The following is a 25,664-nucleotide window of genomic DNA, read 5'->3' as shown; positions in this document are numbered from 1 at the left end:
ATGAACGCCCGTGTTCCCCCCAATGTCCTGCAACCTGCACTCGCCCTGGAGCGGGTGAGCCAGGCCTGGGACAACGACATCGTGCGCCAGCTCACCGACTACATCGCCATCCCCGCCAAGTCGCCGATGTTTTCGCCCGACTGGGCCGAGCAGGGCCTGCTGGACACCGTGGTGCGCAACGCCGCCGCCTGGGTCGAATCGCAGAAGGTGGAGGGGCTGAAGCTGGAAGTGGTGCGCCTGGAAGGCCGCACCCCCGTGCTGTTCTTCGAGATCGAGTCCACCCAGGCCGGCGCCACCGACACCGTGCTGATGTACGGCCACCTCGACAAGCAACCCGAGTTCTCTGGCTGGCGCAGCGATCTGGGCCCTTGGACCCCCAAGTACGAGGACGGCAAGCTCTACGGCCGCGGCGGCGCCGACGACGGCTACGCGGTGTATGCCAGCATCGCCGCCGTGCAGGAGCTCAAGCGCCAGAACGTGCCCCATCCGCGCATCGTGGGCCTGATCGAAACCTGCGAAGAAAGCGGCTCGCGCGACCTGCTGCCCTACATCGACGCCCTCAAGCCCCGCATGGGCAACGTGGCGCTGGTGGTGTGCCTGGACTCGGGCGCCGGCAACTACGACCAGCTGTGGCTCACCACCAGCCTGCGCGGCATGGCCACCGGCACGCTCAAGGTGGAGATCCTCACCGAGGGCATCCACTCCGGTGACGCCTCGGGCCTGGTGCCCTCGTCGTTCCGCATCATGCGCCAGGTGCTCGACCGACTGGAAGACAGCAAGACCGGCCGTCTGCTGCCCCAGAGCTTCCACTGCGAAGTGCCCGCAGACCGCCTGGCCCAGGCCCGCGCCACGGCGGCCATCCTGGGCGAAGAGGTCTACCGCCGCTTTCCCTGGGCGCACTACGACTGCGGCGGCTCCACCACCTTCGCGCTGCCCACCACCACCGACCCGGTGCAGGCCCTGCTCAAGCGCACCTGGGAACCCACGCTCAGCGTCACCGGCGCCGAAGGCTTTCCCGCGCTTCAGGACGCCGGTAACGTGCTGCGCCCCTACACCGCCTTCAAGCTCAGCCTGCGCCTGCCCCCGCTGGTGGATGCAGCCCAGGCCGTGCAGGAGCTGAAAACCCTTCTCGAAGACAACGCGCCCTACCAGGCCAAGGTCACCTTCCAGGGCACCAGCGGCGCTACCGGCTGGAACGCGCCGAGCACCACGCCGTGGTTCGAGCAGGCGCTCAACGAGGCCTCCCAGGCGCATTTCGGCACGTCCTGCGGCTACATCGGCCAGGGCGGCACCATCCCGCTGATGAACATGCTCAGCGAAGGCTTCCCCACAGCGCAGATGATGGTCTGCGGCGTGCTCGGCCCCAAGAGCAACGCGCACGGCCCCAACGAGTTTTTGCATGTGCCTTACGCCAAGCGCCTTACGGCGTCGGTGGCCCATGTGATTGCCGCCATGGCGGAAAACTCGGTTACAACCCCCTGAGGCGCTGCGCGCCTTCCCCCCTTCGCTCGAAGTCGCTGCGCGGCTTCGGGAAGGAGGACGATGCCCTCGCTGCGGGGCGGCCCTTGCTCGGCATCCCCGGTATTGCGCCCCGCCTGATCCGCGTTTTGTTCCCTTGTCCGACCCAGCCCTTTGACCATGACCCTCGACGACGACGAGCTTGCGCCCTCGACCCTGACCACCTTCACCGCCAGCGATGGCGAGAACCTGGCCGTGCAGGACTGGCCCTTGCCAGAAGGTGAGCCCTGCCGGGGGACAGTGCTGCTGGTGCACGGCCTGGGCGAGCATGTGGGCCGCTACGACGCACTGGCACGCCGCCTGAACGACTGGGGGTTTGCCGTGCGCGGCTACGACCAGTACGGGCACGGCGAGTCCGGAGGGCCGCGCGGCGGGCTGACGTCGGACATGCGGCTGCTGGACGACCTTGCCGACCTGGTGGACGCCACCCGGGCGCGCGTCCCTGCAGGCCAACCCCTGGTGCTGCTGGGCCACAGCATGGGTGGGCTGGTGGCGTCGCGCTTTGTGTCGCTGAAGATGCGGCCCGTGGATGCACTGGTGCTGTCTTCCCCCGCGCTCGACGCGGGGCTGGGCGCCGTGCAAAAGCTGCTGCTGGCCACCTTGCCGCACGTCGCACCCAACCTGCGGGTAGGCAACGGGCTGGACGCGCAGTACCTGTCGCACGACCCTGCCGTTGCCGCCGCCTACCTGGCCGATCCGCTGTGCCACGACCGCATCAGCGCCCGCCTGGCCCGCTTCATCGCCTCCGCCGGGCCCGCCACGGTGGCGCGGGCCGCGCACTGGAGCGTGCCCACGCTGCTGCTGTGGGCGGGCAGCGACAAGCTGGTCAACCCTGCCGGCAGCCGGGCGTTTGCCGCGGCAGCGCCCAAGGCCGTGGTGCAGTCCCACTGCTTCGAGCCCCTGTACCACGAGCTGTTCAACGAAAGCCCGGAACTGGCCGAGCCGGTGTTCGACATGCTCCGGCGGTGGCTGGTGCAGCGTTGTCCCGCGTGACTCAAAGCAAAAATGGGCTCCGGCGCTTGTGTGACAAGCGTTAGCAGCTATAAATAATATAGCATTTGTCCGTTTGTCAGGCTGGTGTCTCCGGCACCGCACGGCGGCGATGCCTTGCCAGCCATACCAGCGCCGCGCCTGTCACCGCAATGGGCACGAGCGAGCCCGCATTGAGCAGCGTCCAGCCCTGCGTGGTGACCAGCACCCCCGATGAAAAGGCACTGAGCGCGAGCGTGGCGTACACGCAGAAGTTGATGGCGGCCTGGGCGCGGTCTTTCTCCTCGGGGCGGTAGGCCGTCATGGCCAGGGCGGTGCCGCCGGTGAACAGAAAGTTCCAGCCCACGCCCAGCAGGAAGAGGGCGATGCCGAAATGGTGCAGCTCCACACCCATCAGGGCCACGGCCACGCAAGCGAAGTTCAGCGCCACACCCGCGCCCATCACCGGCAGCACGCCCAGGCGCTTGATCAGGTGCCCGGTGAAGAAGCCGGGGGCAAACATGCCGATCACGTGCCATTCGAGCACCAGCGCGGACGCATCAAAGTCAAACCCGCACACCTGCATGGCCAGGGGCGTGGCGGCCATCAGCAGGTTCATCACGCCGTAGCCCAGCGCCGCGCCCAGGATGGCCACCACCATCGCGGGCTGGCGCAGCAGCACCGTCAAGGGGCGCCCCTGCTCGCGCTGGCCCGCCGCGTTGAGTACCACCGGCTGGGCTTCGAAGCGGATCGCCGACATGCACAGCATGGACAACAGCGCCACGCCGATCAGCGCGATGTAGGCGCCGGCAAACGGCACCGGGAACAAGGTGCGCGTGGCGCTGGCCAGATTGGGGCCCGCCACGGCGCCCAGCAGGCCCCCGGCCAGCACCAGCGACACGGCCTTTTCGCGGTAGTCCGGCTTGGCCAGTTCGGCGGCGGCAAAGCGGTACAGGCCACCGTTGGCGCTGTAGTAGCCCGCCACCAGCGTAGCGGTGCACAGCAGCCAGAAGCTTGCGCTGAACGCCGCCCAGGCACACAGCGCGGCCGATGCCACGGCCACGGCCAGCCCGATCTGGAACGACACCTTGCGGCCCCAGCGCATCTGCGTCCTGGCCACCAGCGGTGTGGACAGCGCACCGCCCACCACATAGCCCATCACCGGCAGCGTGGCCATCCAGCCAAAGGGCGCGAGCTGCAGGCCCACCAGGCCATTGATGGCGATGAAGACAACGTTGTTGGTCAGGAAAAGGCCCTGGCACAGGGCCAGCAACCACAGGTTCTTGTTCACGGCAGGGGAGCGCTCGGGGCGTGCGGTAGGGCGTTGGGAGGGTGGACTGATGCAAGTCAAGGCCGGTCGGCAGGGCGGCGCACCGGGAAGGTAGGGGCACATCAAAACCCGACTGCATTGCTGCGGCATTGTGCACTGCCGTTGATGAAGATCAGCGGATGCGTGCGGCCTCCCCCGTATGGTCGCGCCCAGTGCTGTGGCTCCCTGTCGGGGCCGGCGTTTGAATGTTTGTGATGCAACCCCTGAACCCGATGGAGGCGGTGCGTGCCGACGAGGCTGCAACCCCCGCCCTGGAACTCGTCTGCCCCGCCGGCAGCCTGCCCGCCCTGAAAGCTGCCGTGGACCACGGCGCCAACTGCGTCTACCTGGGCCTGCGTGATGCCACCAACGCGCGCAACTTTGCGGGCCTCAACTTTGACGAGGCCGCCATCGCCAACGGCATTGCCTATGCGCATGCACGCGGCTGCAAGGTCTTCATGGCGCTCAACACCTACCCGCAGGCCAGCAACCCCGGCCCGTGGCGCAGCGCACTGGACAAGGCGGTGGACCTGGGCGTGGACGCGGTCATCCTGGCCGACCCCGGCCTCATGCACTACGCGGTGCAGCGCCATCCCCGGCTGCGCCTGCACCTGTCGGTGCAGGGCTCGGCTACCAACTACGAGGCCATCAACTTCTACCGCGAGCAGTTCGGCATCGTGCGCGCCGTGCTGCCGCGCGTGCTCTCGATGGAGCAGGTGCGCCAGGTCATCGATCGCACGCCGGTCGAGATCGAAGTCTTCGGCTTCGGCAGCCTGTGTGTGATGGTCGAGGGGCGCTGCGCGCTGTCGTCGTACGTGACCGGCGAATCGCCCAACACGCACGGCGTGTGCTCTCCGCCCAAGGCCGTGCGCTGGGTGGAGACGCCGCAGGGCTGCGAGTCGCGCCTGAACGGCGTGCTCATCGACCGCTATGCGCCCGGCGAGAACGCGGGCTACCCCACGCTGTGCAAGGGGCGTTTCGACGTGGGGGATGACGAGAACTACTACGCCATCGAAGAGCCCACCAGCCTCAACACGCTGGAGCTGCTGCCCCAGTTGCTCAAGATGGGTGTGCGCGCCATCAAGATCGAAGGCCGCCAGCGCAGCCCCGCGTATGTGGCGCAGGTCACCCAGGTCTGGCGCGAGGCCATGGACCAGTGCCTGGCCTACCCGCACCGCTATGCGCCCAAGACGCGCTGGATGGCCAGCCTGGACCAGGTGGCTGAAGGCCAGCAGCACACGCTGGGTGCTTACCACCGGCCGTGGAAATGAAATGATCAGGCGACAACCCCCTGAGCCGCTGCGCGGCTTCCCCCTTCTCTCTACGCGCTTCGCGCTGGGGGAAGGGGGACAACGCCAGCGCACGCCAGCGAAGCGCCGCATACGCGGCTTGGCGGCCCTTGCGCGGCGTCCCCTGGCCTGGATCGCGCCAGATCGAAGGTCGGTGCGCCGCTTTGAATCCGAAATATCACGATGAAACCCCGGAGACCGCCCCATGAAACTCTCTCTCGGCCCGCTGCTTTACTACTGGCCCCGCGACACCGTGTTCGCGTTCTACGAGGCCATGGCCGCCACGCCTGTGGATGTGGTGTACCTGGGCGAGACGGTGTGCTCACGCCGCCATGAGCTGCGCCTGGCCGACTGGCTGGCGCTGGCGCGCATGCTGCGGGACTCGGGCAAGGAGGCGGTCTTGTCCAGCCAGGTGCTCATCGAGTCCAGCGCCGACGTGGGCGTGATGCACAAGATCACGGGCAACTGCGAGTTTCTGGTCGAGGCCAATGACATGGGGGCCGTGAGCTGCCTTGCACGCGCACCTGCCGGGCCGCAGGCCTTTGTGGCCGGGCCGCACCTGAACCTCTACAACGCGCACTCGCTGCAATGGATGGCGCAGCTGGGCGCCGCCCGCTGGGTGATGCCGCTCGAAATGTCGCAGGACGCGCTCGCTGCCGTGCTGGCGCAGCGGCCCGCAGGCATGCAGACAGAGGTGTTTGCCTACGGGCGCATGCCACTGGCCTATTCGGCACGCTGCTTCACCGCGCGCCACCGCAACCTGCCCAAGGACGACTGCCAGTTCAGCTGCCTCGACCATGCTGACGGACTGCCGCTGCGCACGCGCGAGAGCGAGGGTTTTCTGGTGCTCAATGGCACACAAACGCAATCGGCCCGCGTCTACAACCTGGCCAACGAATTGGCCGCGATGCGCGCCCGGGGCGTGGACGTGGTGCGCCTGAGCCCGCAGGCCCAGCACATGGCGCAGGTGATTGCCTCGTTTGACGAAGCCCGCCGTGCCGCAGCTGCGGAAGCCACCGCTGAAAAGGCGCCCGACTTTGTGGAGCGCATGCAGCCCTTCATGCCCGATCTGCCCTGCAACGGCTACTGGTTCGGGCGCCCGGGGCTGGAGCAGGGGTTGCAGCGCGGGCCGGAATGACGCGATAGAAGCAGGACCAGCAACGCATGTACCCCGGCGAACGTTTCAACAGCATCAGCCACCTGGTGGGCGCCCTGCTGGCCACGGCGGGCACGGCCGTGCTCATCACCCTCGCGGCGCGCCTGGGCGACCCGTGGAAGGTGGTGGCGTTCAGCATCTACGGCGCCATGCTGGTGGCGCTGTACGCCGCCTCCACCGCGTACCACAGCGTGCGCCGGCGCCCCATCAAGGCCGTGCTGCAAAAGCTGGACCACTGCAGCATCTACCTGCTGATTGCGGGCAGCTACACGCCGTTTGCGCTGGTGTCGCTGCGCGGCGCCTGGGGCTGGTTGCTGCTGGGCGTGGTGTGGGGCCTGGCCCTGCTGGGCATTGCGCAGGAGATCTGGTGGGCGCGGGGTGCACGCGTGCTGTCGCTCGCTATCTACGTGCTCATGGGCTGGCTGGCGCTGGTGGCCGTGGTGCCGCTGTGGCAGGCGCTCACGCCCGCCGGGTTTGCCTGGCTGCTGGCGGGCGGGGCCTGCTACACGCTGGGCATCGTTTTCTATGCGCTGGACCACCGCGTGCGCCACGGCCACGGGCTGTGGCACCTGTTTGTGCTGGGCGGCAGCGTCTGCCACTTCTTCACCGTGTTTTTCTACGTGGCCTGAGGGCCCGTCTTCAACCTATGGCTGCTTTCCCTTCTTCGCCCACCCCTGCCGCGAACCCACGGCTGGTGCCGCCGCCCGTGGGGGCTTTGCTGGCGCGCCTGCCCGCCTACCCCGGCTCGATGCTGCTGGTGACGGCGCTCAACCTGGCGCTCGCGCGGCACCTGCCCGATGACGTGGGCCGCTTGTTGCTCCACAAGAAGATGCGGGTGCAAGTGCGCGATGCGCGCCTGGCCTTTGACTTTGCCTGGACAGGCCAGCGCTTCGCCCCCCACGCCCCGCTGGTGCTGCCGCAGGTGGCTGACGTGACGCTGAGCGCCACGGCCCACGATTTTTTGCTGCTGGCCCAGCGCCAGCAAGACCCGGACACGCTGTTCTTCAGCCGCCGCCTGTCGATGGAGGGCGACACCGAGCTGGGCCTGGTGGTGAAGAACGCGCTCGATGCCATCGAGCTGCCGGTGCTGGACCCGCGCCAGTGGGCGCAGAAGTTGGCACCGCGCCAGGTGCTGGGCCACCTGCGGCGGCACCTCGACCCCACACCACGCCACAGAGGATGAGCATGGCCACCGACACCCATCCCCAGAACCACCCCTTGGTCTATTCCTGCTCGGGCTGCTCCAGCGCCGCGCAGCTGGCCAACCACGTGGCGCTGCAGCTCGACCGGCGCGGCGTGGCCGAGATGTCGTGCATCGCCGGGGTGGGCGGCGACGTGCCGCACCTCATGAAAACCGTGCGCTCGGGCCGGCCCATCATCGCGCTCGACGGCTGTCCGCTGGTCTGCGTCAAAAGCACGCTGGCGCGCCACGGCATCGTGGCCGACCGGCACTACCAGCTGCAGCAGTACGGCGTAAAAAAACGCGCGCACGAAGACTTCGACCCCGTGCAGGCCGCGCTGGTGCTGGAGCAGGTGGAGGCCGACCAGCAGGCGCAACCCTTGGCTCGCTCTGCCGCCGTGGAGCCCTCGCATGGCTGATGCTGCCCACACCCGCCGCGTCATCGTCGCGATCTCGGGCGCCAGCGGCGCCGTGTATGGCGCGCGCCTCTTGCAGGTGCTGCAGGGCCAGAGCGGCATCGAGACGCACCTGGTCGTCTCCGACGCAGGCTGGCGCAACCTGCAGCACGAGCTGGACATGGACCGCGCTGCGGTGGAGGCCCTGGCGCACCGCGTGCACGACGTGGCCAACGTGGGTGCGGCCATTGCAAGTGGCTCGTTCCAGTGCCATGCCATGGTGGTGGCACCCTGCTCCATGCGCACACTCGCCGCCATTGCGCACGGCCTGGCCGACAACCTGCTCACGCGCGCGGCCGACGTGGCCCTCAAGGAGCGCCGCCGCCTGGTGCTGATGGTGCGCGAGTCGCCGCTGCACCTCACGCACCTGCGCAACATGGTGGCCTTGACCGAGATGGGCGGCATCATCTGCCCGCCGCTGCCCGCCTTCTACCTGCGCCCGCAGACCGTGGGCGAGGTGGTGGACTACAGCGTGGCGCGCGCGCTCGACCTTATCGATGTGCAGCACGACCTGGCGCCCCGGTGGCAGGGTCTGGAGCGGAGTGCTCCATAATTGATAGCTGTTTGCGCTTGTTGTACAAGCGCTAGCGGCCAATTTCATTCAAATTCTGGACCTGATATGGCCTACAGCGACCTGCGCGACTTCATGGCCCAGCTCGAAGCCACGGGTGATCTGCGCCGCGTGGCGGAGCCGGTGTCGCCCCACCTGGAGATGACCGCGCTCAGCGATCGCGTGCTGCGCGCAGGCGGCCCGGCGCTGTTGTTCACCCAGCCCACGGGCCACCGCATGCCGGTGCTCACCAACCTGTTTGGCACCACCGACCGCGTGGCCCGCGCCATGGGCGTGGCCGACCTGCGCGGTGTGCGCGCGCTGGGCGAATTGCTCGCCACGCTCAAGGAGCCCGAGGCCCCCAAAGGCTTCAAGGACATGCTGGGCATGGGCCAGCTGCTCAAGACCCTGTGGAACATGGCCCCGCACACCGTGGCGCGCGGCGCACCCTGCCAGCAGGAGGTGTGGGAAGGGCCCGATGTCGATCTGGCCCGCCTGCCCGTGCAGCACTGCTGGCCCGGCGACGTGGCCCCACTCATCACCTGGGGTCTGACCATCACGCGCGGTCCGCGCAAGGCGCGGCAGAACCTGGGCATCTACCGCCAGCAGGTGCTCTCGCGTAACCAGGTCATCGTGCGCTGGCTGGCGCATCGGGGTGGCGCGCTGGACTTTGCCGATCACTGCGCTACGTACCCCGGCCAGCCCTACCCCGTGGCGGTGGCGCTGGGGGCCGACCCCGCCACGCTGCTGGGCGCCGTCACGCCCGTGCCCGATGCGTTGAGCGAGTACCAATTTGCAGGCCTGCTGCGCGGCGCACGCACGGAGGTGGCGCCCGCGCTGGGCGTGCCCCTCTCGGTGCCTGCCACCGCCGAAATCGTGCTCGAAGGCCACATCCAGCCCGATACCCACCACGCGAGCGGCTGGCAGCACGCGCTGGAAGGGCCGTACGGCGACCACACCGGCTACTACAACGAATGCGCCGAGTTCCCCGTCCTCACCGTGGACCGCATCACGCTGCGCAAAGACGCGATCTACCACAGCACCTACACCGGCAAACCGCCCGACGAGCCCGCCGTGCTGGGTTTGGCGATGAACGAGCTGTTCATCCCGCTCTTGCAAAAGCAGTTCCCAGAGATCGTGGATTTCTACCTGCCGCCCGAAGGCTGCAGTTACCGCATGGCGGTGGTGAGCATCCGCAAGGCCTACGCCGGCCACGCGCGGCGCGTGATGATGGGCGTGTGGAGCCACCTGCGCCAGTTCATGTACACCAAGTTCATCGTGGTGGTCGATGCCGACGTGGACGTGCGCGACTGGAAGGAAGTGATCTGGGCCATCACCACCCGCATGGACCCAGGGCGAGACACGCTGCTGGTGGAGCACACACCCATCGACTACCTGGACTTCGCCTCGCCCGTGAGCGGCCTGGGCAGCAAGATGGGGATGGACGCCACCAACAAGTGGCCCGGCGAGACGCAGCGCGAATGGGGCCGGCCCATGCGCATGGACGAAGCTGCGTCAGCCCGGGCGGAGGAGCTGTTTGCGGCGTTGGGCTTTTGAAAACCCGTTCATCCGCGCAGCAGCCTGTCCTCGGCCAGCGAGAGCGCGGCAGGGTGGCCCGACAACACGAGGGTGTCGCCTTCTGCCAGTTGCGCTTCGTCCACCGCGGGGCTCATGTGCCCATTGCCGCGCCGCAGGTTCACCACCCGCACACCCATCGCCGGCAGGGCCAGCTGTCCCAGGTTGCGGCCCAGCGAGGTGGCGCCGGGCGGCAGGTTGATGGTGGACAGGCGCTCCTGGTCGCGTTCGTGCACCGTGTCGTCGTCCGCGCCATGGAAGTAGCCGCGCAGCAGGTTGTAGCGCGCATCGCGCTGTTCCTGCACCAGCCGCAGCACGCGGCGCATGGGCACGCCCACCAGGGCCAGAGCGTGGCTGGCGAGCATCAGCGAGCCTTCGATGGCCTCGGGCACCACCTCGGTGGCGCCGGCCTCCTGCAGTTTGTCCAGGTACAGGTCGTCCTGCGTGCGCACCACCACCGGCACCTGCGGCGCGTGAGAGCGCGCATTGGCCAGCACCTTCAGCGCTGCGGGCACGTCGATGTAGGTGATGGCCACGGCACTGGCGCGCACCAGGCCGGCGGCCATCAGCGCCTGCAGCCGGGTGGCATCCCCATACACCACCGAATCGCCCGCCGCCGCGGCCTGGCGCACGCGGTCCGGGTCCAGGTCGAGCGCCATGTACGGGATGCCCTCGTGCTCCAGCATGCGCGCCAGGTTCTGGCCGCAACGGCCGTAGCCGCAGATGATCACGTGGCTGCTGGTGTTGATGGCCTTGCGGGCGATGGACGTCATCTGCAACGACTGCTGCAGCCAGTCGCTGGCCACCAGCTTCATCACGATGGGGTTGCTGTACAAGATGAGGAACGGCGTGGCCAGCATCGACAGCACCATGGCCGCCAGGATGGGGTTCATCAGCGCCGGTTGCACCAGGTCATGGGTCTGGGTGAGGGACAGCAGCACAAAGCCGAACTCGCCCGCCTGCGCCAGGTACAGCCCGGTGCGCAATGAAACCCCGGTGGTGGCACCCATGCCGCGCGCGAGCGTCAGGATGATCGCGAGCTTGAGCAACAGCGGCACCGTGAGCAGCAGCAGCACCAGGGCCCAGCGGTCCACCAGGATGTGCCAGTCCAGCATCATGCCGATGGTGATGAAGAACAGGCCCAGCAGCACGTCGTGAAAGGGCCGGATGTCCGTGCCCACCTGGTGCTTGTACTCCGTCTCGGACACCAGAACGCCCGCGATGAAGGCGCCCAGCGCCAGGCTCAGGCCCGCCAGCTCCGTCAGCCAGGCCAGGCCCAGCGTGATCAGCAGCAGGTTGAGCATGAACAGCTCATCGCTCTTGCGCCGCGCCACCAGCGTGAGCCACCAGCGCATCAGCCGCTGCCCGCCGGTGAGCAGCAGGCCCACCAGCACCGTGGCCTTGATCAGCGCCCAGCCCAGTGACGTGAGCAGCTGGTCGGGCGACGACCCCAGCGCAGGAATCAGCACCAGCAGCGGCACCACGGCCAGGTCCTGGAACAGCAGGATTCCCATCACCCGCCGGCCGTGTTCACTCTCCAGCTCGGCCCGTTCGGCCATGAGCTTGACCACAATCGCCGTGCTGCTCATGGCCATCACGCCCGATAGCGCCAGCGCCGTCTGCCAGCCCATGTCCCACACGCCGCCCACCCAGCGGGACAGCACCAGGGCCAGCGCGGTCACCACGGCCATGGTCAGCACCACCTGCATCAGCCCCAGGCCAAACACCTGCTTGCGCATGGCGCGCAGCTTGGGCAGGCTGAACTCCAGCCCGATGGCGAACATCAGGAACACCACGCCGAACTCGCCCAGGTGGCGCACACCTTCGGAGTTTTGCGCCAGTGCCAGTGCGTGCGGACCGATGAGCACGCCGGCGGCCAGGTAGCCGAGCATGGGGGGCAGCTTGAGGCTGCGGCAGACCACCACCCCCAGCACCGCGGCCAACAGGTAAAGCAGTGTGAGGGCGAGCGAAGACATGACAGCGATGCTATCCGAGCCTTGCCCGCCGCGCCTGTCCACCGCGCGCGAAAGCGCTGGCCGAGCCAGTGGGCTTGGTGCACCCTGCACGGTGGCAGGCAGGCCCGGTCGATAGAATCGCCATATGACTCCCGCCCCTGCCGCGCTGCCCCCTTTTGATGCTGATCAGGCCCTGCGTCTGGCCCGTGAGACCTTCGATATCGAGGCGGCGGCGTTGACCGGGCTTGCCGCCCGCGTCGATGGCGTGTTTGCCAAGGCCGTGCAGCTGGTGCTGCAGGCCCGGGGCCGGGTGGTGGTGATGGGCATGGGCAAGAGCGGCCATGTCGGCCGCAAGATCGCCGCCACGCTCGCCTCCACCGGCACACCCGCGTTCTTTGTGCATCCTGCCGAGGCCAGCCACGGCGATCTCGGGATGGTCACCGGTGACGATCTGGTGCTGGGCATCTCCAACAGCGGTGAAAGCGGTGAGCTCACTGCCATCCTGCCTGTGCTCAAACGCCTGGGTGCGCCGCTGATTGCCATCACGGGCGGCCTGCATTCCACGCTGGCCCGCCACGCCGACCTGGTGCTCGACTGCAGTGTGGAGCGTGAGGCCTGCCCCCTGAACCTGGCCCCCACCGCCAGCACCACGGCCCAGCTGGCCATGGGTGACGCCCTGGCCGTGGCCCTGCTCGATGCCCGGGGCTTTCGCCCCGAAGACTTTGCCCGATCCCACCCCGGCGGTGCGCTGGGGCGCAAGCTGCTCACCCATGTGAGCGACGTGATGCGCACCGGTGCCGAGGTGCCGCGTGTGCCGCCCGACGCATCGTTCAGCGACCTCATGCGCGAAATGAGCGCCAAGGGCCTGGGCGCGTCGGCCATCGTCGATGCCGCCGGGCAGGTGCTGGGCATCTTTACCGACGGCGACCTGCGCCGCCGCATCGAGGCCGGGGCCGACCTGCGTTCCACCACCGCCGCCCAGGTCATGCACGCCAACCCGCGCCGCATCGCACCCGACGCCCTGGCCGTGGACGCCGCCGAAATGATGGAAGCGCATTCCATCACCAGCGTGCTGGTGGTGGACGCAGCGGGCGCCCTGGTGGGAGTGGTGCACATCGGCGACCTGATGCGCGCAAAAGTCATATGACCCCCCTGAGTCGCTTCGCGCCTTCCCCCCGAGGGGGACGCACCCCCTGGCCCGGCGAAGCCGGTTCCACGGGTGCACTCGCTTTGGCCGTCCCTGTTCAAACTCTGTGTAATGACCTCTGACGCAACCTTTCCCGTGCTGCAATTCCCCCCCGAGTTGCTGCTGCGCGCCCAGGGCGTGCGCGTGGCCTTTTTCGACGTGGATGGCGTGCTCACCGATGGGGGCCTGTATTTCAGCGAAACGGGCGAGACACTCAAGCGTTTCAACACGCTGGACGGCCACGGCCTCAAACTGCTGCAAAAGGCAGGCATCACCCCCGCCGTGATCACCGGCCGCGACTCTGCCCCGCTGCGCGTGCGCCTGAAGGCTCTGGGCGTGGAGCACGCCGTGTTCGGCACCGAAGACAAGCGCCCCGCGGCCGAGCAGATGCTGGCTACCCTGGGCCTGACCTGGGCCCAGGCCGCCGCCATGGGCGACGACTGGCCCGACCTGCCCGTGATGCGCCGCAGCGCCTTTGCCTGTGCGCCCGCCAACGCCCAGACCGAGGTGCGCCACGCGGCGCATTTCGTCACCCAGGCGCGTGGGGGCGACGGGGCAGCCCGTGAGTTGTGCGATCTGCTGCTGGTGGCCACGGGCCGCTATGCGCAACTGCTGGAACAGTACACCGCATGAGCAGCAACGACGACCGCCACACCCTTTTCTGCGGGGCAGCCGCGTGAAGCGCCCGCTGATTCGCCAGGGCTGGGAGCAACTCTCGCTGTATCTGCCGGTCGTGATCATGGGGTTTCTGGCGCTGGGCACGTGGTGGCTGGTGCGCAATGCACCCATGCCCCAGCTGCCTTCCCTGGAGCGACCCCTGGGACATCAGCCGGACTATTTCATGAAGTCGTTTTCCGTCAAGAGCTTTGACGCCACCGGGCGGCTGCAGAGCGAGGTGCGGGGCGACGAAGCGCGGCACTACCCCGACACCGACACGCTGGAGATTGACCAGGTCCGCATGCGCTCGGTGACGCCGCAGGGCCGTCTGACGGTGGCTACGGCCAATCGTGCCCTGACCAACGCCGATGCTTCGGAAGTGCAGCTTTTCGGCAATGCCATCGTCACCCGCGAGCCGTTGCCGGCCAAGCCGGGCGCGCCCGCCCAGCCCCGGCTGGAGTTTCGGGGTGAATTTCTGCACGCCTATACCGGTACGGAGCGCGTACGGTCCGACCAGCCCGTCACGCTCATCCGCGGCAATGACCGTTTCACCGCAGAGTCCATGGACTACGACAACCTGGACCAGGTGCTGCAGCTGCGCGGGCGCGTGCGTGGCGTTCTCCAGCCCGGCACGGCCAAGCCCTAACCTGCCCGCATCAGCCACCAGACCGCATGACCACCACACCCCTCGTCTTCATCACCGGCGCATCCAGCGGCATTGGCCAGGCGCTGGCGCTGCGGTTTTACCGCGCTGGCTTCCGCCTCGCATTGGTGGCACGGCGCGCTTCTGAGATAAAAACGTGGGCTGAGTCACAGGGGATAAGCGCCAATAGCTATGAAATTTATAGTGCAGACGTTGCCGTAACAGACAGCATCGTCGCGGCGGGCAAGGACTGCATCGCGCAGCAGGGGGTGCCCGACGTGGTCGTGGCGAATGCCGGCATCAGTGTGGGAATGGACACGGGTGTGCGCGATGACATTGACGTGATGGCACGCACCTTCGCCACCAACAACATCGGCATGGCGGCCACCTTCCATCCCTTTGTCGATGCCATGGTGCAGCGAGGCAGCGGCACCCTGGTCGGCATCGGCAGCGTGGCGGGGATACGGGGCCTGCCAGGACACGGCGCTTACTGCGCCAGCAAGGCGGCTGTCATCAGCTATTGCGAGAGCCTGCGCGGAGAAATGCGGCCCCACGGAGTCCGCGTGGTCACCCTTTCGCCGGGCTATATCGACACCCCCCTCACGCGCAAGAACCGTTACAGCATGCCGTTCCTGATGCAGGCGGATGATTTTGCAGACCGGGCCTTCCGCTCCATCACGGCGGGCACCAGCTACCGCGTCATTCCGTGGCAGATGGGGGTGGTTGCGAAATTGCTGCGCCTGGTGCCCAACCCGCTGTTCGACAAGCTGCTGGCAGGGCGCCCCCGCAAGCGCCGCCAGAGCGAGCAGTAGACAAAGCGCGCGCACATCCATTTTTTGTGCAGTGCCAGCCAGCGCCAGGCGTAAAAAAAGCCCCCGAGGGGGCTTTCAGAGAAATCCTGCCGGCGAGGCATCAGTAGCCATTGCCACCACCACCGTAGCCGCCACCACCGCCACTGCGACCACCGCCGCCATTGCGTGAGCCGGATCCATAGGGACTGCGAAAACCGCCTTCGCTGCGGCCGCCGCCACCGCCACCGCCATAGCCACCACCGCCTTCGCGGTTTCCACCATAGCCGCCACCGCCACCACCTTCACGGCCGCCGCCATAGCCACCGCCACCGCCACCGCCACCGCCGTATCCACCCCCCCGCTGCGACCACCACCGCCGCCGCCGTAGCCACCACCACCAAACCCACCGCTGCGTGGAGGGCGGGGTTCCATGGGGCGGGCTTCATTGACAACAATGCTGCGGCCTCCCAGCGGCTGCCCGTTCATGCCGCTGATGGCAGCCTGGGCCTCTGCGTCGCTGCCCATCTCCACAAAGCCAAAGCCCTTGGACCGACCCGTGTCGCGTTCCATCATCACCTTGGCGCTGGTCACCGCACCAAACTGGCCAAAGGCCTGCTCCAGATCGCCGTCGCGCACCGAGTACGGAAGATTGCCGACGTACAGTTTGTTGCCCATCGAGGGACTCCTCAAAAACACATGGATAAAGCGATGGAGTCCCGAAAACGCAGCCAGCTAATCTCAATGACGCTCTCAGCGAAACTGACGGATCACCGCAAACTTGTAAAGCGCGAAAAATCGCGCCAACTCATTATGCGCCACACTTTTGCGGAAAAGGCAAGCATCAATTTGTGCTGTGGCGTCCATGCTGCGCGGCCATGAAAAAAGGAGCCCTTGGGCTCCTTTTTTTGCCTCAGTCAACCCAGAAGGGTCGACTGAAAGGGCTTTTTAGTAGCTGCTACGGCCACCGCCGTAACCACCACCGCCGCCGCCGCCGCTACGGCCACCGCCGTAACCGCCGCCACCACCACCGCCGTAGCCGCCACCACCACCGCCGCCGCCGAAGCCGCCGCTGCGGGGAGCGCGGGGCTCCATGGGACGGGCTTCGTTGACCACGAGGTCACGGCCGCCAAAGTTGGTGCCATGCACGCCCTGGATGGCGGCTTGGGCTTCAGCATCGCTGCCCATTTCGACAAAGCCGAAACCCTTGGAACGGCCGGTGTCGCGCTCCATCATGACCTTGGCGCTGCCGACGGAACCGTACTGGCTGAAGGTCTGCTGCAGATCTTCGTCGCGGAAAGAATAGGGCAGGTTGCCCACGTAAAGTTTGTTGCCCATGAAGGACTCCTGAAAAAACACAAAAACGCGATGGAGTCCGACGCAATCAACAAACCTGTGACGACTTCAAAGACGCGAAACTGACCATTCACCGCTAAGCTAACTGCTTTCCTGCACGCAGAAAAGCGAACCCATTATTAATCACTTTTATGGGCGTTGTGGGTTTTATTTGTGAGGTTTCCGGTCCAAAGCCCTGTATTGGTGTGGTTTGCAGGGAAATCCCCATAGGGGTCGATGGGATAAAATCGACGCGTCTTTGGGGAGTAGCCCGCCCGGCCGCGCAATGCGCCGGGGGCATGCGTCAACACACTTGGGCTCTGTGAGCCTATGGCGTATGCGGTTTTTGAGCTGGGCGAGACCATTGACTGCACGCCGATCCCAATGGCCGGAGTCGGTGCGCAGTCAATGCGTTTTCCACCCATCCGGCCGGACAGGACCCCCTCCCATGGAAGCCTTCTTCATTTCCACCGCCATCGTTGCGCTCGCCGAGATGGGCGACAAGACGCAGCTGCTCGCGCTGGTGCTGGCGGCACGTTTTCGCAAACCCTGGCCCATCGTGCTGGGCATTCTGGTCGCCACACTGGTGAATCACGGCCTGGCCGGCGCGGTCGGTGCCTGGGTCACCACGTTCCTGGGGCCGCAGATGCTGCGCTGGATATTGGGGGCATCGTTCATCGCCATGGCGGTGTGGATGCTGATCCCCGACAAGCTCGACGAAGGCGAAGCCGACGGATCGCCACGCTGGGGGGTGTTTGGCACCACCGTGGTCGCATTCTTCCTGGCCGAAATGGGCGACAAGACCCAGATCGCCACCGTCATGCTGGCCGCGCAGTACAACGCCTACCTGTGGGTGGTGGCGGGCACCACGCTCGGCATGATGATCGCCAACGCGCCGGTGGTCTGGCTGGGCGAGCGCATCACTCGCCGCGTGCCCATTCGCGCTGTCCATGTGGTCTCGGCGGTGATTTTTCTGGTGCTGGGGTTGGTGGCGATCTTCACGCCCGCCGGGTGAGCAGCAGCGGCCGTTTTGGTATATTTGCCAGACGCGCCGATTTGCCACAGCTTGCGGGCGCTTTATAAATCCTGCTAAAGACCCGTCCGACACATCCGCCCGGCCTCGTTTTTAGCGACGCCGGGTTTTTTTATGTCGTTTTTTGCCACGCCCCAGTCCATGCATTTTCCGGAGGTCCTGCCGCTGCAAAGCGGTGCGTCCATCCGCGACTACCACCTGGCCTACGAGACCTACGGCACGCTCAATGCCGACCGCTCGAACGCCGTGCTCGTGTGCCACGCCCTCAATGCCTCGCACCACGTCGCGGGCGTCTACGCCGGGCAGGACAAGAGTGAGGGCTGGTGGGACAACATGATCGGCCCCGGCAAGCCCGTGGACACCGACCGATTCTTCGTGATCGGCGTGAACAACCTGGGCTCCTGCTTTGGCTCCACCGGCCCCATGCACAACCATCCCGATACGGGCGAGGTCTATGGCGCGGACTTCCCCGTGGTCACGGTGGAAGACTGGGTCAACGCCCAGGCGCGGTTGCTCGACCGTCTGGGCATCCAGCAACTGGCCGCCGTGCTGGGTGGCAGCCTGGGCGGCATGCAGGCATTGAGCTGGACGCTGCAGTACCCCGAGCGCATGCGCCACGCGGTGGTCGTGGCCAGCGCGCCCAACCTCACGGCCGAGAACATCGCCTTCAACGAAGTGGCGCGCCGCGCCATCGTGACCGACCCGGACTTCCACGGCGGGCACTTCTACCGCCACGGCGTGATCCCCAAGCGGGGGCTGCGCATCGCCCGCATGATCGGCCACATCACGTACCTCAGCGACGACGTGATGAACGAGAAGTTCGGGCGTCAACTGAGAGAAGGCCTGGAGCTGAAATACAGCACGCAGGACATCGAGTTCCAGATCGAAAGCTACCTGCGCTACCAGGGCGACAAGTTCAGCGACTACTTCGACGCCAACACTTACCTGCTGATCACCCGCGCGCTGGACTACTTCGACCCTGCGCGCACCCATGCCGGCAACCTCACGCGCGCCCTGGCCCGGGCGCAGGCCAGGTTCCTGCTGGTGAGCTTCACCACCGACTGGCGTTTTTCCCCCAAGCGCAGCCGCGAGATCGTCAAAGCCCTGCTCGACAACCGCCGCCGCGTGAGCTATGCCGAGATCGACGCGCCCCATGGGCACGATGCTTTTTTGCTCGATGACGCCCGCTACATGGGCGTTATGCGCTCATATTTCGATAGCATTGCCAAGGAGTTGCAACCATGACCGAAAAAGCGGCAATGCAAGCCCTGGCGCGCCTGGTGCCCCCAGGCTCGCGCGTGCTCGACCTCGGTTGCGGCAACGGCGCCATGCTGGACTACCTGCAGCGCGAGCGCGGCTGCAGTGGCTACGGCGTGGAGATCGACGACGCCAACGTGCTGGCCTGCGTGCAGCGCGGGGTGGATGTGATCCAGCTCAACCTCGACGAGGGGCTGGCCATGTTCGACGACAACAGCTTTGACGTGGTGCTGCAGATCGACACGCTGCAGCACTTGCGCAATGCCGAAACCATGCTGCGCGAGACAGCGCGTGTGGGCCGCACCGGCGTGGTGGCGTTCCCCAACTTTGCGCACTGGCCCAACCGCCTGTCCATCCTGCGCGGGCGCATGCCCGTGACGCGGCGCCTGCCCTACCAGTGGTACGACACGCCCAACATCCGCGTGGGCACCTACAAAGACTTCGAAGTGCTGGCCACCAAGAACAGCCTGCGCATCCTCGACTCCTTCGGGCTGCAGGACGGCGAAGAAGTGCGCTGGCTACCGAACGCGCGGGCAGGTACCGCAGTCTTCCACTTCGAACACGCGTAGCGCTTACCGGGGTGTACGCCCCGGCGACACGCCGCTGTCAAGCGCATAGGCTAAGGTGCGGTCTCCGTTTGCAGGAGATCCGCATGAAACGCATTGCACTGCGCGCCGTGACTGCCGCCGCGTTGCTCACCACCTGGGCGCTGGGTGCCGTCGCCCAGGCCTGGCCGCCCACCCCCACCGTCATCGCCCACCGGGGCGCCTCAGCCCTGCGGCCCGAGCACACGCTGGCCGCCTATCAGCAGGCCGTTGACGATGGCGCCGACATCATCGAGCCCGACCTCGTCATCACCAAGGACGGCGTGCTGGTGGCCCGGCACGAGAACGCGATTGCCATCCTGGGCGCCGACGGCTCGGTGAAGGAGGCCACCACCGACGTGGCGGACCGTCCCGAGTTCGCGGGCCGCAAAACCACCAAGACCATCGATGGCAAACCCATTACCGGCTGGTTCACCGAAGACTTCACCCTGGCCGAACTGAAAACCCTGCGCGCCCGCGAGCGCATCCCCGCGCAGCGCCCGGCCAACGTGGCCTACAACGGCCAGTTTGAGGTGCCCACCTTGCAGGAAGTCATCGACCTGGCCAAGGCGGCCACGGCCAAGACCGGCCGCGTGATCGGCATCTACCCCGAGACCAAACACCCCACCTACTTCCAGTCCATCGGCCTGCCGCTGGAGGCGCCGCTGCTGGCCGTGCTGGAGAAAAACGGCTGGAACCACAAGGACGCGCCCGTGTTCGTGCAATCGTTCGAGGTCAGCAACCTGCAGGCGATCCGCAAGCAGAGCAGCGTGCGCCTGGTGCAGCTGGTCGCCCCTTCGGGCCGACCGTATGACTTTGTGGCCCAGGGTGCGGCCAACACGCGCGCCTATGCCGACCTGATCACGCCCGAGGGCCTCAAGCAGGTGGCGACGTATGCCAACGCCATCGGCCCCTTCAAGACGCTGGTGGTGCCGGTGAAGGATGGCGTACCGGGCGAGCCTACCCCGCTGGTGGCGCGTGCCCGCGCCGAAGGCCTGGCCGTGCACATCTGGACGCTGCGGCCTGAAAACGCCTTCCTGCCCGCCGGGCTGAAAAAGGCCCCCACTACCGACGGCACGGTGCGCGGCGACAGCGTGGCCGAGATCACGGCCTACCTGCGTGCGGGCATTGATGGCTTCTTCACCGACGACCCTGCCGTGGGCCGGGCGGCGGTTCAAGCCTTCACGGCGACGAAGTAACGGGCGCGGGGCGTGGCTTGCGCGGCGCGGCGCGTGCGCCCTGGCGCTCCCCCAGTTGCCGCGCCTTCACCACCCACTGCGCCAGCCGCTCGGGGCTGGCGCTGCGCACCGGGCCAAAGCTGTGTACGCGCACGGGCCGGATGCCGCAGAACTCCAGGATGGCCTTCTTCATCTGGTGGTGGCCGGGCATGCGCGTGACCCAGCGGAAGTACCAGGGCGGGGAGTCCATGGTCACCAGCAGCTCCGCCGAGCGGCCGGCCAGCAACTTGTCCCACAGCGACGAGCCCTTGCGGTACCTGAAGGCGTAGCCCGGCAGGAACGTACGGTCAATGAAACCCTTGAGCAGCGCAGGCATGGCGCCCCACCAGATGGGGTAGACCCACACCAGGTGGTGCGCCCAGGTAATGTCGGCCTGCGCGGCCAGCAAGTCAGGCTCCAGCGGCTGGACGGCGCCGTAGCCTTGAAACAGCGGGTTGAACGCCAGCTGCCCCACGTCCAGAAACCGCACCTGTGCCCCTGCTTGTTGCGCGCCGTCGGCATACGCGCGTGCCATGCCAGCGCACAGGCTGTCGGTGGCGGGGTGGCCCAGGATGACCAAAATGTTTTGCTGCTCTGTCACAGATGCTCCCTCACGGTGGTGTTGATGGCGCCATCGTCACCTTGCCCCGCGGGGCAGAGTCAAGCGGTATGCGCTGAGGGGGCGGAAATCCTGCAGCGGCAGTATGGGCGGCAGCAAATTGCGCGGGGTTGTGGAGTGGCGGTGACACCGTCAGCGCAGAGGGCGCTGCGCAGGCTTCGGTCGCCACGGGCACAGCCAGGGTGTCGCAGGTGTGCAGCTCGGCCTCCAGCAGGGCCAGTTGAGCGTCCAGCGCGGCCAGACGCGCCAGCTCCTCGGCCACGGCGGCCCGCCGCCCGGCCACCAGCTCGGCCATGCGGTTCCAACCCGCGGCGGTGTCGATGTGGGGCAGGCCGTCCAGTTCCGACAGCCGAAAGCCCAGCGCCTGGGCCTGGCGGATCAGCAACACGCGGGCCACATCCGCCTCGCCATAGCGGCGATAGCTGCCCGCGCGCGCCACCTTGCCCAGCAGGCCGCGGGCTTCGTACAGCCGGATGGCCTTGGGTGTGGTGCCGGTGCGTTGGGCGAGTTCTCCGATGCGCATGGGTGGCTTTCAGGAAGCGATAAAACTATGAAATTAATAGCTGTTAGCGCTTGCTGTATAAGCGCTGAGGTCCAATTTGACTCATATTTTTGGTGCAGGCCAGCGGGTTGATGCCGGGCAAGGACCGCAGGGTGCTCCAGGCTGCACGATAAGCTGCTGCGCTCTGATCTCACCTTCTGTCCCTGCCCCGCCATGCCCCAGTTTGCCGCCAACCTGAGCCTGATGTACACCGAACTGCCGTTTCTCGACCGCTTTGCCGCTGCGGCGCGCGACGGATTTGCGGCGGTGGAGTTTCAGTTCCCCTATGCCTTCGAGCCCGCCGACATCGCCGCGCGGCTTGCGGACAACGGCCTGCAGCTGGTGCTGTTCAACGCTCCGCCTGGCGGCACCGACCGCGCCAGCTGGGCCAGTGCGTGGGAGCAGCAGGCGCGTGGCACGGCGGCGCAGCCGGGGCGCGAGGCCGAGTTCCGCGCCGGGGTGCACGAGGCGCTGCGCTATGCCGAGGTACTGGGCTGCCCGCGCATCCATGTGCTGTCGGGCATGGTGCCGCCGGGGGTGGAGCGTGAAGCGCTCAAGGACCTGTGCGCCAGCAACCTGCGTTGGGCGGCCACCGAGGCTGCGCACGCAGGGCGCGACATCCTCATCGAGCCCATCAACCTGCGCGACATGCCCCGCTACTTTCTGAACCGGCAGGACCACGCGCACGAACTGCTCGATGCCGTGCAGGCCCCCAACCTCAGGGTGCAGATGGATCTGTACCACTGCCAGATCGTGGAGGGCGATGTGGCCATGAAGCTGCAGCGCTACCTGCCCACCGGGCGCGTGGCGCATATTCAGATCGCCGGGGTGCCGGGCCGCCACGAGCCCAACCACGGCGAGCTGAACTACCCCTTCCTGTTCGACACCATCGACGCGCTGGGCTACACCGGCTGGGTGGGCTGCGAGTACAAACCGGCGGCGGGCACTACGGCAGGGCTGGGCTGGATGCACCGGAAGACGCGCTGAACCGTTTGTGCGCCCTCGCGCAGCCCAGCGGCCGCGCGCAAGTACGCAGCTTTGCGTAAGGGAATGCGTGAATAAATGTAACAAGACTCTCGCCGTAGAGTGAAGCAGGGCGTTCCCTCGCGCCGGGACCCCTTTCCAAGACCGGCTCAGCCGGCTTTTAGCATTCATTTTCAGGAGACTTCCCCCATGGCCGAATCCCTCGCGAACAACCGGTCCGTCGCGCGCCAGGTCACGCTCACGGCCATCACACTGGTTGCCGTGGTGCTGGTGCTGGTGGGGCTGGCGATTGCCGTGCTGACCGAGCGCAGCACCCGGGCGCAGGTGGTGTCCAGCGTGGGCAACACGGCGCAAAGCGTGGCCCAGTCGCTGGACGCAGCAGACAACACCAACCGCGAGCTGGTGCAGCTGACGATGCGCGGGTTCCAGCGTTACTTCGAGGCCAACATGCACCTCGACGAGGCCACGGGCGAGCTGCGCAGCTACGGCGCGCTGGTCAACGAGGACTACGGCTCGGTCGACAAATTTGCCAGCGAAACCGGCGGCATCGCCACGGTGTTCGCCAAGAAGGGCGACGACTTCATCCGCATCACCACCTCGGTCAAGAACGACAAGGGCGAGCGCCAGCAGGGCACGCTGCTGGGCAAGAACGATCCGGCCTATGCCAATGTCTCCAAGGGCGAGCCTTACACCGGCGTCACGGTGGTGGGTGGCAAGCCCTATATGGGGCACTACCTGCCGGCCAAGGACGGCTCGGGCAAGGTGGTGGGGCTTCTCTTTATCGGCAACGACATCAGCGTGTTCCACGCCATGCTGCAAAAGCAGGTGACGCAGACGAAATTCTTCGAGCATGGCGGCACCTACGTGATCAACCCCGGCACTTCGCTGGACCAGGCAGCATTCGTGTACCACCCCACGGCGAGCGGCAAGCGCGTGCTGGAAGCGTACCCCCAGGCACGCCCGTTTTTTGAAGCCCTGGCCGCATCGCCCGACGGCTTCGTGCGCGAAGCCGCCCCGGTTTTGGGCTCCGACGCACAGGACCCCTGGGCCCTGATGCGCAAGACCAGCGGCGGCTGGTGGGTGGTGGCCGAGGTGCCCGACGGCGAGGCCATGGCCAGCCAGCAGCGCGTGACGATGGCGGTGTGGGCCCTGATGGCGGTGGCGGTGGCGTTGCTGGCCATCGGCCTGTTCCTCATGCTGCGCCGCAGTGTCAGCCGCCCCCTGCAGGACCTGACCCAGGCCATCACGCTGGTGGCGCAGGGCGACCTGACTGAAACCTTCCGCACCACACGGCGCGACGAGATCGGCGCGCTGGTGCAGGAGGTCGAAGGCATGCGCCAGCGCTACACGCAGATGCTGCAGCAGGTGCGCACGGCGGTGGACAGCATCACCACCGCCAGCGCCGAGATTGCCAGCGGCAACCAGGATCTGTCAGCGCGCACCGAGGCCACGGCCAGCAGCCTGGCGCAGACGGCGCAGAGCATGGACCAGCTCACCGCCACCGTGCGCCAGTCGGCCGACGCCGCACGCCAGGCCAACCAGCTGGCCAGCACCGCCGCCGAGGTGGCCGCACGCGGCGGCAAGGTGGTGGGCGAGGTGGTGACCACCATGGGCGACATCAACCAGAGCTCGCGCAAGATCGCCGACATCATCGGCGTGATCGACTCGATCGCGTTCCAGACCAACATCCTGGCGCTCAATGCGGCCGTGGAGGCCGCCCGCGCGGGTGAACAGGGCCGGGGCTTTGCGGTGGTGGCCAGCGAGGTGCGTTCGCTGGCCGGGCGCAGCGCCGAGGCCGCGCGCGAGATCAAGGCGCTGATCGGCGCGTCGGTGGAGCGGGTGGAGTCGGGCGCGCGCCTGGTCCAGAACGCGGGCAGCACGATGGACGAGATCGTGGGGTCCGTCAAACGGGTGGGCGACATCATTGGCGAGATCACTGCGGCCTCGGGCGAGCAGTCCGACGGCATCGGCCAGGTCAACACCGCCGTCAACCAGCTCGATCAGATGACGCAGCAGAACGCCGCGCTGGTGGAGGAATCCGCCGCCGCCGCACAAAGCCTGCGCGAGCAGGCCACGCGCCTGGCCGGGGCGGTGCAGGTGTTCAAGCTGTCGCAGGCGGACGATGGCGAAGCGCTGCACACCTTGCCAGCGCCGGCTCCCATGCGCTCGATCACGTCGGGTTAGGCGCTGCCCGAGCGGCGCCAAGGCGCAGGAAAAGACGCGTGGCGCGGGCTGGGCGTCGCAGGATCAGCGGGGCGCCAGGATCGCCATCGTGAGGCGCGACACGCAGGTCAGCTCGCCCGCATCGTTGGCCAGCTCGATCTGCCACACGTGGGTGGTGCGGCCCACGTGCACGGGCCGCGCGGTGCCCGTGACCCAGCCGCTGGTGGCCGAGCGCAGGTGGTTGGCGTTGATGTCCAGGCCCACCGCGTGGTGGCCTTCGGGGCTGGCGTAGTAGGCGCCGATGGAGCCCAGCGTCTCGGCCAGGACCACGCTCACCCCGCCATGCAGCAGGCCAAAGGGCTGTACCGTGCGGTGGTCCACCGGAACACGGCCCCGCACAAAGTCATCGCCCAGCTCGGTGATCTCGATGCCCAGGTGCTCGGCAGCGGTGTTGTGGTTGGCGGCGTTGATGATGGCCAGGGTGGCGGGTTTTTTCCAGATGGGCATGGCGGGAGGGCTGCGCGGGGCCAGAGTCTTGCAAAGGAGGTTATTGTGCCCAAGCATTGGGCGCGCGTGGGTGGGCCAGGAATGGAGGCAGCGCACCGGTGCATACAATTTGTTCAACCTTGATGACCCGGCTTGCGCCATGATTTTGGCGCCCGTGTGGGCCTGTGGCGGTCAACCAGCGAAAGGCGGTCAAT

Annotated in this window: 25 protein-coding genes, 1 pseudogene and 1 riboswitch; of the genes and pseudogenes, 19 read left to right on the top strand and 7 right to left on the bottom strand. The window is 67.2% G+C overall.

Annotated features, from left to right (window positions below; genetic code table 11):
- Window positions 1–1,482: a M20 family metallopeptidase gene (locus KYG_RS09235; protein ID WP_008904618.1), complete on the top strand. Its 1,482-nt coding sequence runs from the start codon at window positions 1–3 to the stop codon at window positions 1,480–1,482.
- Window positions 1,483–1,638: 156 nt separating this feature from the next.
- Window positions 1,639–2,511, top strand: a complete 873-nt coding sequence (locus tag KYG_RS09230; RefSeq protein WP_008904617.1) for an alpha/beta hydrolase — start codon at window positions 1,639–1,641, stop codon at window positions 2,509–2,511.
- A 76-nt stretch (window positions 2,512–2,587) separates the two neighbouring features.
- Here the strand turns inward: KYG_RS09230 and KYG_RS09225 are convergent, their stop codons facing one another.
- Window positions 2,588–3,778 (bottom strand): MFS transporter, encoded by a 1,191-nt coding sequence (locus KYG_RS09225; RefSeq protein WP_008904616.1) that lies wholly within the window; start codon window positions 3,776–3,778, stop codon window positions 2,588–2,590.
- A 233-nt stretch (window positions 3,779–4,011) separates the two neighbouring features.
- Here KYG_RS09225 and KYG_RS09220 point away from each other — a divergent pair, with 233 nt between their 5' ends.
- From KYG_RS09220 to ubiD, 7 genes are all read left to right on the top strand, one after another.
- On the top strand, window positions 4,012–5,067 hold the full coding sequence (locus tag KYG_RS09220; RefSeq protein WP_192810321.1) for a peptidase U32 family protein: 1,056 nt from the start codon (window positions 4,012–4,014) through the stop codon (window positions 5,065–5,067).
- Between the two features lie 223 nt (window positions 5,068–5,290).
- Window positions 5,291–6,223 (top strand): U32 family peptidase, encoded by a 933-nt coding sequence (locus tag KYG_RS09215; protein WP_008904614.1) that lies wholly within the window; start codon window positions 5,291–5,293, stop codon window positions 6,221–6,223.
- Between the two features lie 26 nt (window positions 6,224–6,249).
- A complete protein-coding gene (locus tag KYG_RS09210; protein ID WP_008904613.1) occupies window positions 6,250–6,870 on the top strand; it encodes a hemolysin III family protein in 621 nt (206 codons plus the stop codon).
- A gap of 17 nt (window positions 6,871–6,887) precedes the next feature.
- Window positions 6,888–7,424: an SCP2 domain-containing protein gene (locus KYG_RS09205; protein WP_008904612.1), complete on the top strand. Its 537-nt coding sequence runs from the start codon at window positions 6,888–6,890 to the stop codon at window positions 7,422–7,424.
- Between the two features lie 2 nt (window positions 7,425–7,426).
- On the top strand, window positions 7,427–7,840 hold the full coding sequence (locus KYG_RS09200; RefSeq protein ID WP_085942542.1) for a putative zinc-binding protein: 414 nt from the start codon (window positions 7,427–7,429) through the stop codon (window positions 7,838–7,840).
- Window positions 7,833–8,429 (top strand): UbiX family flavin prenyltransferase, encoded by a 597-nt coding sequence (locus tag KYG_RS09195; protein ID WP_008904610.1) that lies wholly within the window; start codon window positions 7,833–7,835, stop codon window positions 8,427–8,429. Before KYG_RS09200 ends, KYG_RS09195 begins: the two co-directional genes overlap by 8 nt.
- Before the next feature lie 66 nt (window positions 8,430–8,495).
- Entirely contained in the window at window positions 8,496–9,983 is a 1,488-nt protein-coding gene (ubiD, locus tag KYG_RS09190; protein ID WP_008904609.1) for a 4-hydroxy-3-polyprenylbenzoate decarboxylase, read from the top strand.
- Between the two features lie 8 nt (window positions 9,984–9,991).
- Here the strand turns inward: ubiD and KYG_RS09185 are convergent, their stop codons facing one another.
- Complete coding sequence (locus tag KYG_RS09185; protein WP_008904608.1) at window positions 9,992–11,977, bottom strand: monovalent cation:proton antiporter family protein; 1,986 nt, start codon at window positions 11,975–11,977, stop codon at window positions 9,992–9,994.
- Between the two features lie 124 nt (window positions 11,978–12,101).
- Between KYG_RS09185 and KYG_RS09180 the strand changes: the two genes are divergently transcribed.
- From KYG_RS09180 to KYG_RS09165, 4 genes are all read left to right on the top strand, one after another.
- Window positions 12,102–13,103 (top strand): SIS domain-containing protein, encoded by a 1,002-nt coding sequence (locus KYG_RS09180; RefSeq protein ID WP_008904607.1) that lies wholly within the window; start codon window positions 12,102–12,104, stop codon window positions 13,101–13,103.
- Window positions 13,104–13,214: 111 nt separating this feature from the next.
- The gene (locus KYG_RS09175; RefSeq protein WP_008904606.1) at window positions 13,215–13,775 is read left to right on the top strand and encodes an HAD family hydrolase; all 561 of its coding nucleotides are present in this window, start codon (window positions 13,215–13,217) and stop codon (window positions 13,773–13,775) included.
- 43 nt (window positions 13,776–13,818) lie between these two features.
- Window positions 13,819–14,445 carry an LPS export ABC transporter periplasmic protein LptC gene (gene lptC, locus KYG_RS09170; protein WP_008904605.1) on the top strand — a complete coding sequence of 209 codons (627 nt, stop codon included), beginning with the start codon at window positions 13,819–13,821 and terminating at the stop codon, window positions 14,443–14,445.
- Window positions 14,446–14,471: 26 nt separating this feature from the next.
- Entirely contained in the window at window positions 14,472–15,254 is a 783-nt protein-coding gene (locus tag KYG_RS09165; protein ID WP_008904604.1) for an SDR family oxidoreductase, read from the top strand.
- Between the two features lie 100 nt (window positions 15,255–15,354).
- Here KYG_RS09165 and KYG_RS09160 read toward each other — a convergent pair.
- Together KYG_RS09160 and KYG_RS09155 are read right to left on the bottom strand one after the other, a co-directional pair.
- Window positions 15,355–15,908 (bottom strand): annotated as a pseudogene (locus KYG_RS09160) (RNA recognition motif domain-containing protein).
- A 270-nt stretch (window positions 15,909–16,178) separates the two neighbouring features.
- A complete protein-coding gene (locus KYG_RS09155; RefSeq protein WP_008904602.1) occupies window positions 16,179–16,568 on the bottom strand; it encodes an RNA-binding protein in 390 nt (129 codons plus the stop codon).
- A gap of 246 nt (window positions 16,569–16,814) precedes the next feature.
- A riboswitch (yybP-ykoY riboswitch) is annotated at window positions 16,815–17,001 on the top strand.
- 12 nt (window positions 17,002–17,013) lie between these two features.
- Here KYG_RS09155 and KYG_RS09150 point away from each other — a divergent pair.
- From KYG_RS09150 to KYG_RS09135, 4 genes are all read left to right on the top strand, one after another.
- The gene (locus tag KYG_RS09150; protein WP_008904601.1) at window positions 17,014–17,580 is read left to right on the top strand and encodes a TMEM165/GDT1 family protein; all 567 of its coding nucleotides are present in this window, start codon (window positions 17,014–17,016) and stop codon (window positions 17,578–17,580) included.
- Window positions 17,581–17,712: 132 nt separating this feature from the next.
- Complete coding sequence (locus tag KYG_RS09145) at window positions 17,713–18,843, top strand: homoserine O-acetyltransferase (protein WP_008904600.1); 1,131 nt, start codon at window positions 17,713–17,715, stop codon at window positions 18,841–18,843.
- Window positions 18,840–19,424, top strand: coding sequence for a methionine biosynthesis protein MetW (gene metW, locus KYG_RS09140; RefSeq protein ID WP_008904599.1), 585 nt, complete (start codon window positions 18,840–18,842; stop codon window positions 19,422–19,424). Before KYG_RS09145 ends, metW begins: the two co-directional genes overlap by 4 nt.
- A gap of 83 nt (window positions 19,425–19,507) precedes the next feature.
- A complete protein-coding gene (locus KYG_RS09135) occupies window positions 19,508–20,638 on the top strand; it encodes a glycerophosphodiester phosphodiesterase (RefSeq protein ID WP_008904598.1) in 1,131 nt (376 codons plus the stop codon).
- Here the strand turns inward: KYG_RS09135 and KYG_RS09130 are convergent.
- The gene (locus tag KYG_RS09130; RefSeq protein ID WP_008904597.1) at window positions 20,622–21,257 is read right to left on the bottom strand and encodes an NAD(P)H-dependent oxidoreductase; all 636 of its coding nucleotides are present in this window, start codon (window positions 21,255–21,257) and stop codon (window positions 20,622–20,624) included. The two genes, KYG_RS09135 and KYG_RS09130, sit on opposite strands and share 17 nt — an antisense overlap.
- 10 nt (window positions 21,258–21,267) lie before the next feature.
- Window positions 21,268–21,798 carry a MerR family transcriptional regulator gene (locus tag KYG_RS23735; RefSeq protein ID WP_008904596.1) on the bottom strand — a complete coding sequence of 177 codons (531 nt, stop codon included), beginning with the start codon at window positions 21,796–21,798 and terminating at the stop codon, window positions 21,268–21,270.
- Between the two features lie 192 nt (window positions 21,799–21,990).
- Between KYG_RS23735 and otnI the strand changes: the two genes are divergently transcribed.
- Together otnI and KYG_RS09115 are read left to right on the top strand one after the other, a co-directional pair.
- Complete coding sequence (otnI, locus tag KYG_RS09120) at window positions 21,991–22,803, top strand: 2-oxo-tetronate isomerase (protein ID WP_008904595.1); 813 nt, start codon at window positions 21,991–21,993, stop codon at window positions 22,801–22,803.
- A 186-nt stretch (window positions 22,804–22,989) separates the two neighbouring features.
- On the top strand, window positions 22,990–24,984 hold the full coding sequence (locus KYG_RS09115; RefSeq protein ID WP_008904594.1) for a methyl-accepting chemotaxis protein: 1,995 nt from the start codon (window positions 22,990–22,992) through the stop codon (window positions 24,982–24,984).
- 63 nt (window positions 24,985–25,047) lie between these two features.
- On the opposite strand, the gene KYG_RS09110 is transcribed toward KYG_RS09115, so the two are convergent.
- A complete protein-coding gene (locus KYG_RS09110; protein ID WP_008904593.1) occupies window positions 25,048–25,470 on the bottom strand; it encodes a hotdog fold thioesterase in 423 nt (140 codons plus the stop codon).
- Between the last annotated feature and the right edge of the window lie 194 nt (window positions 25,471–25,664).

This window comes from Acidovorax sp. NO-1, from assembly GCF_000238595.1.
In the GTDB taxonomy this organism is placed as follows: Bacteria; Pseudomonadota; Gammaproteobacteria; order Burkholderiales; family Burkholderiaceae_C; genus Acidovorax.
This window is presented reverse-complemented; position numbering and strand designations above follow the sequence as displayed.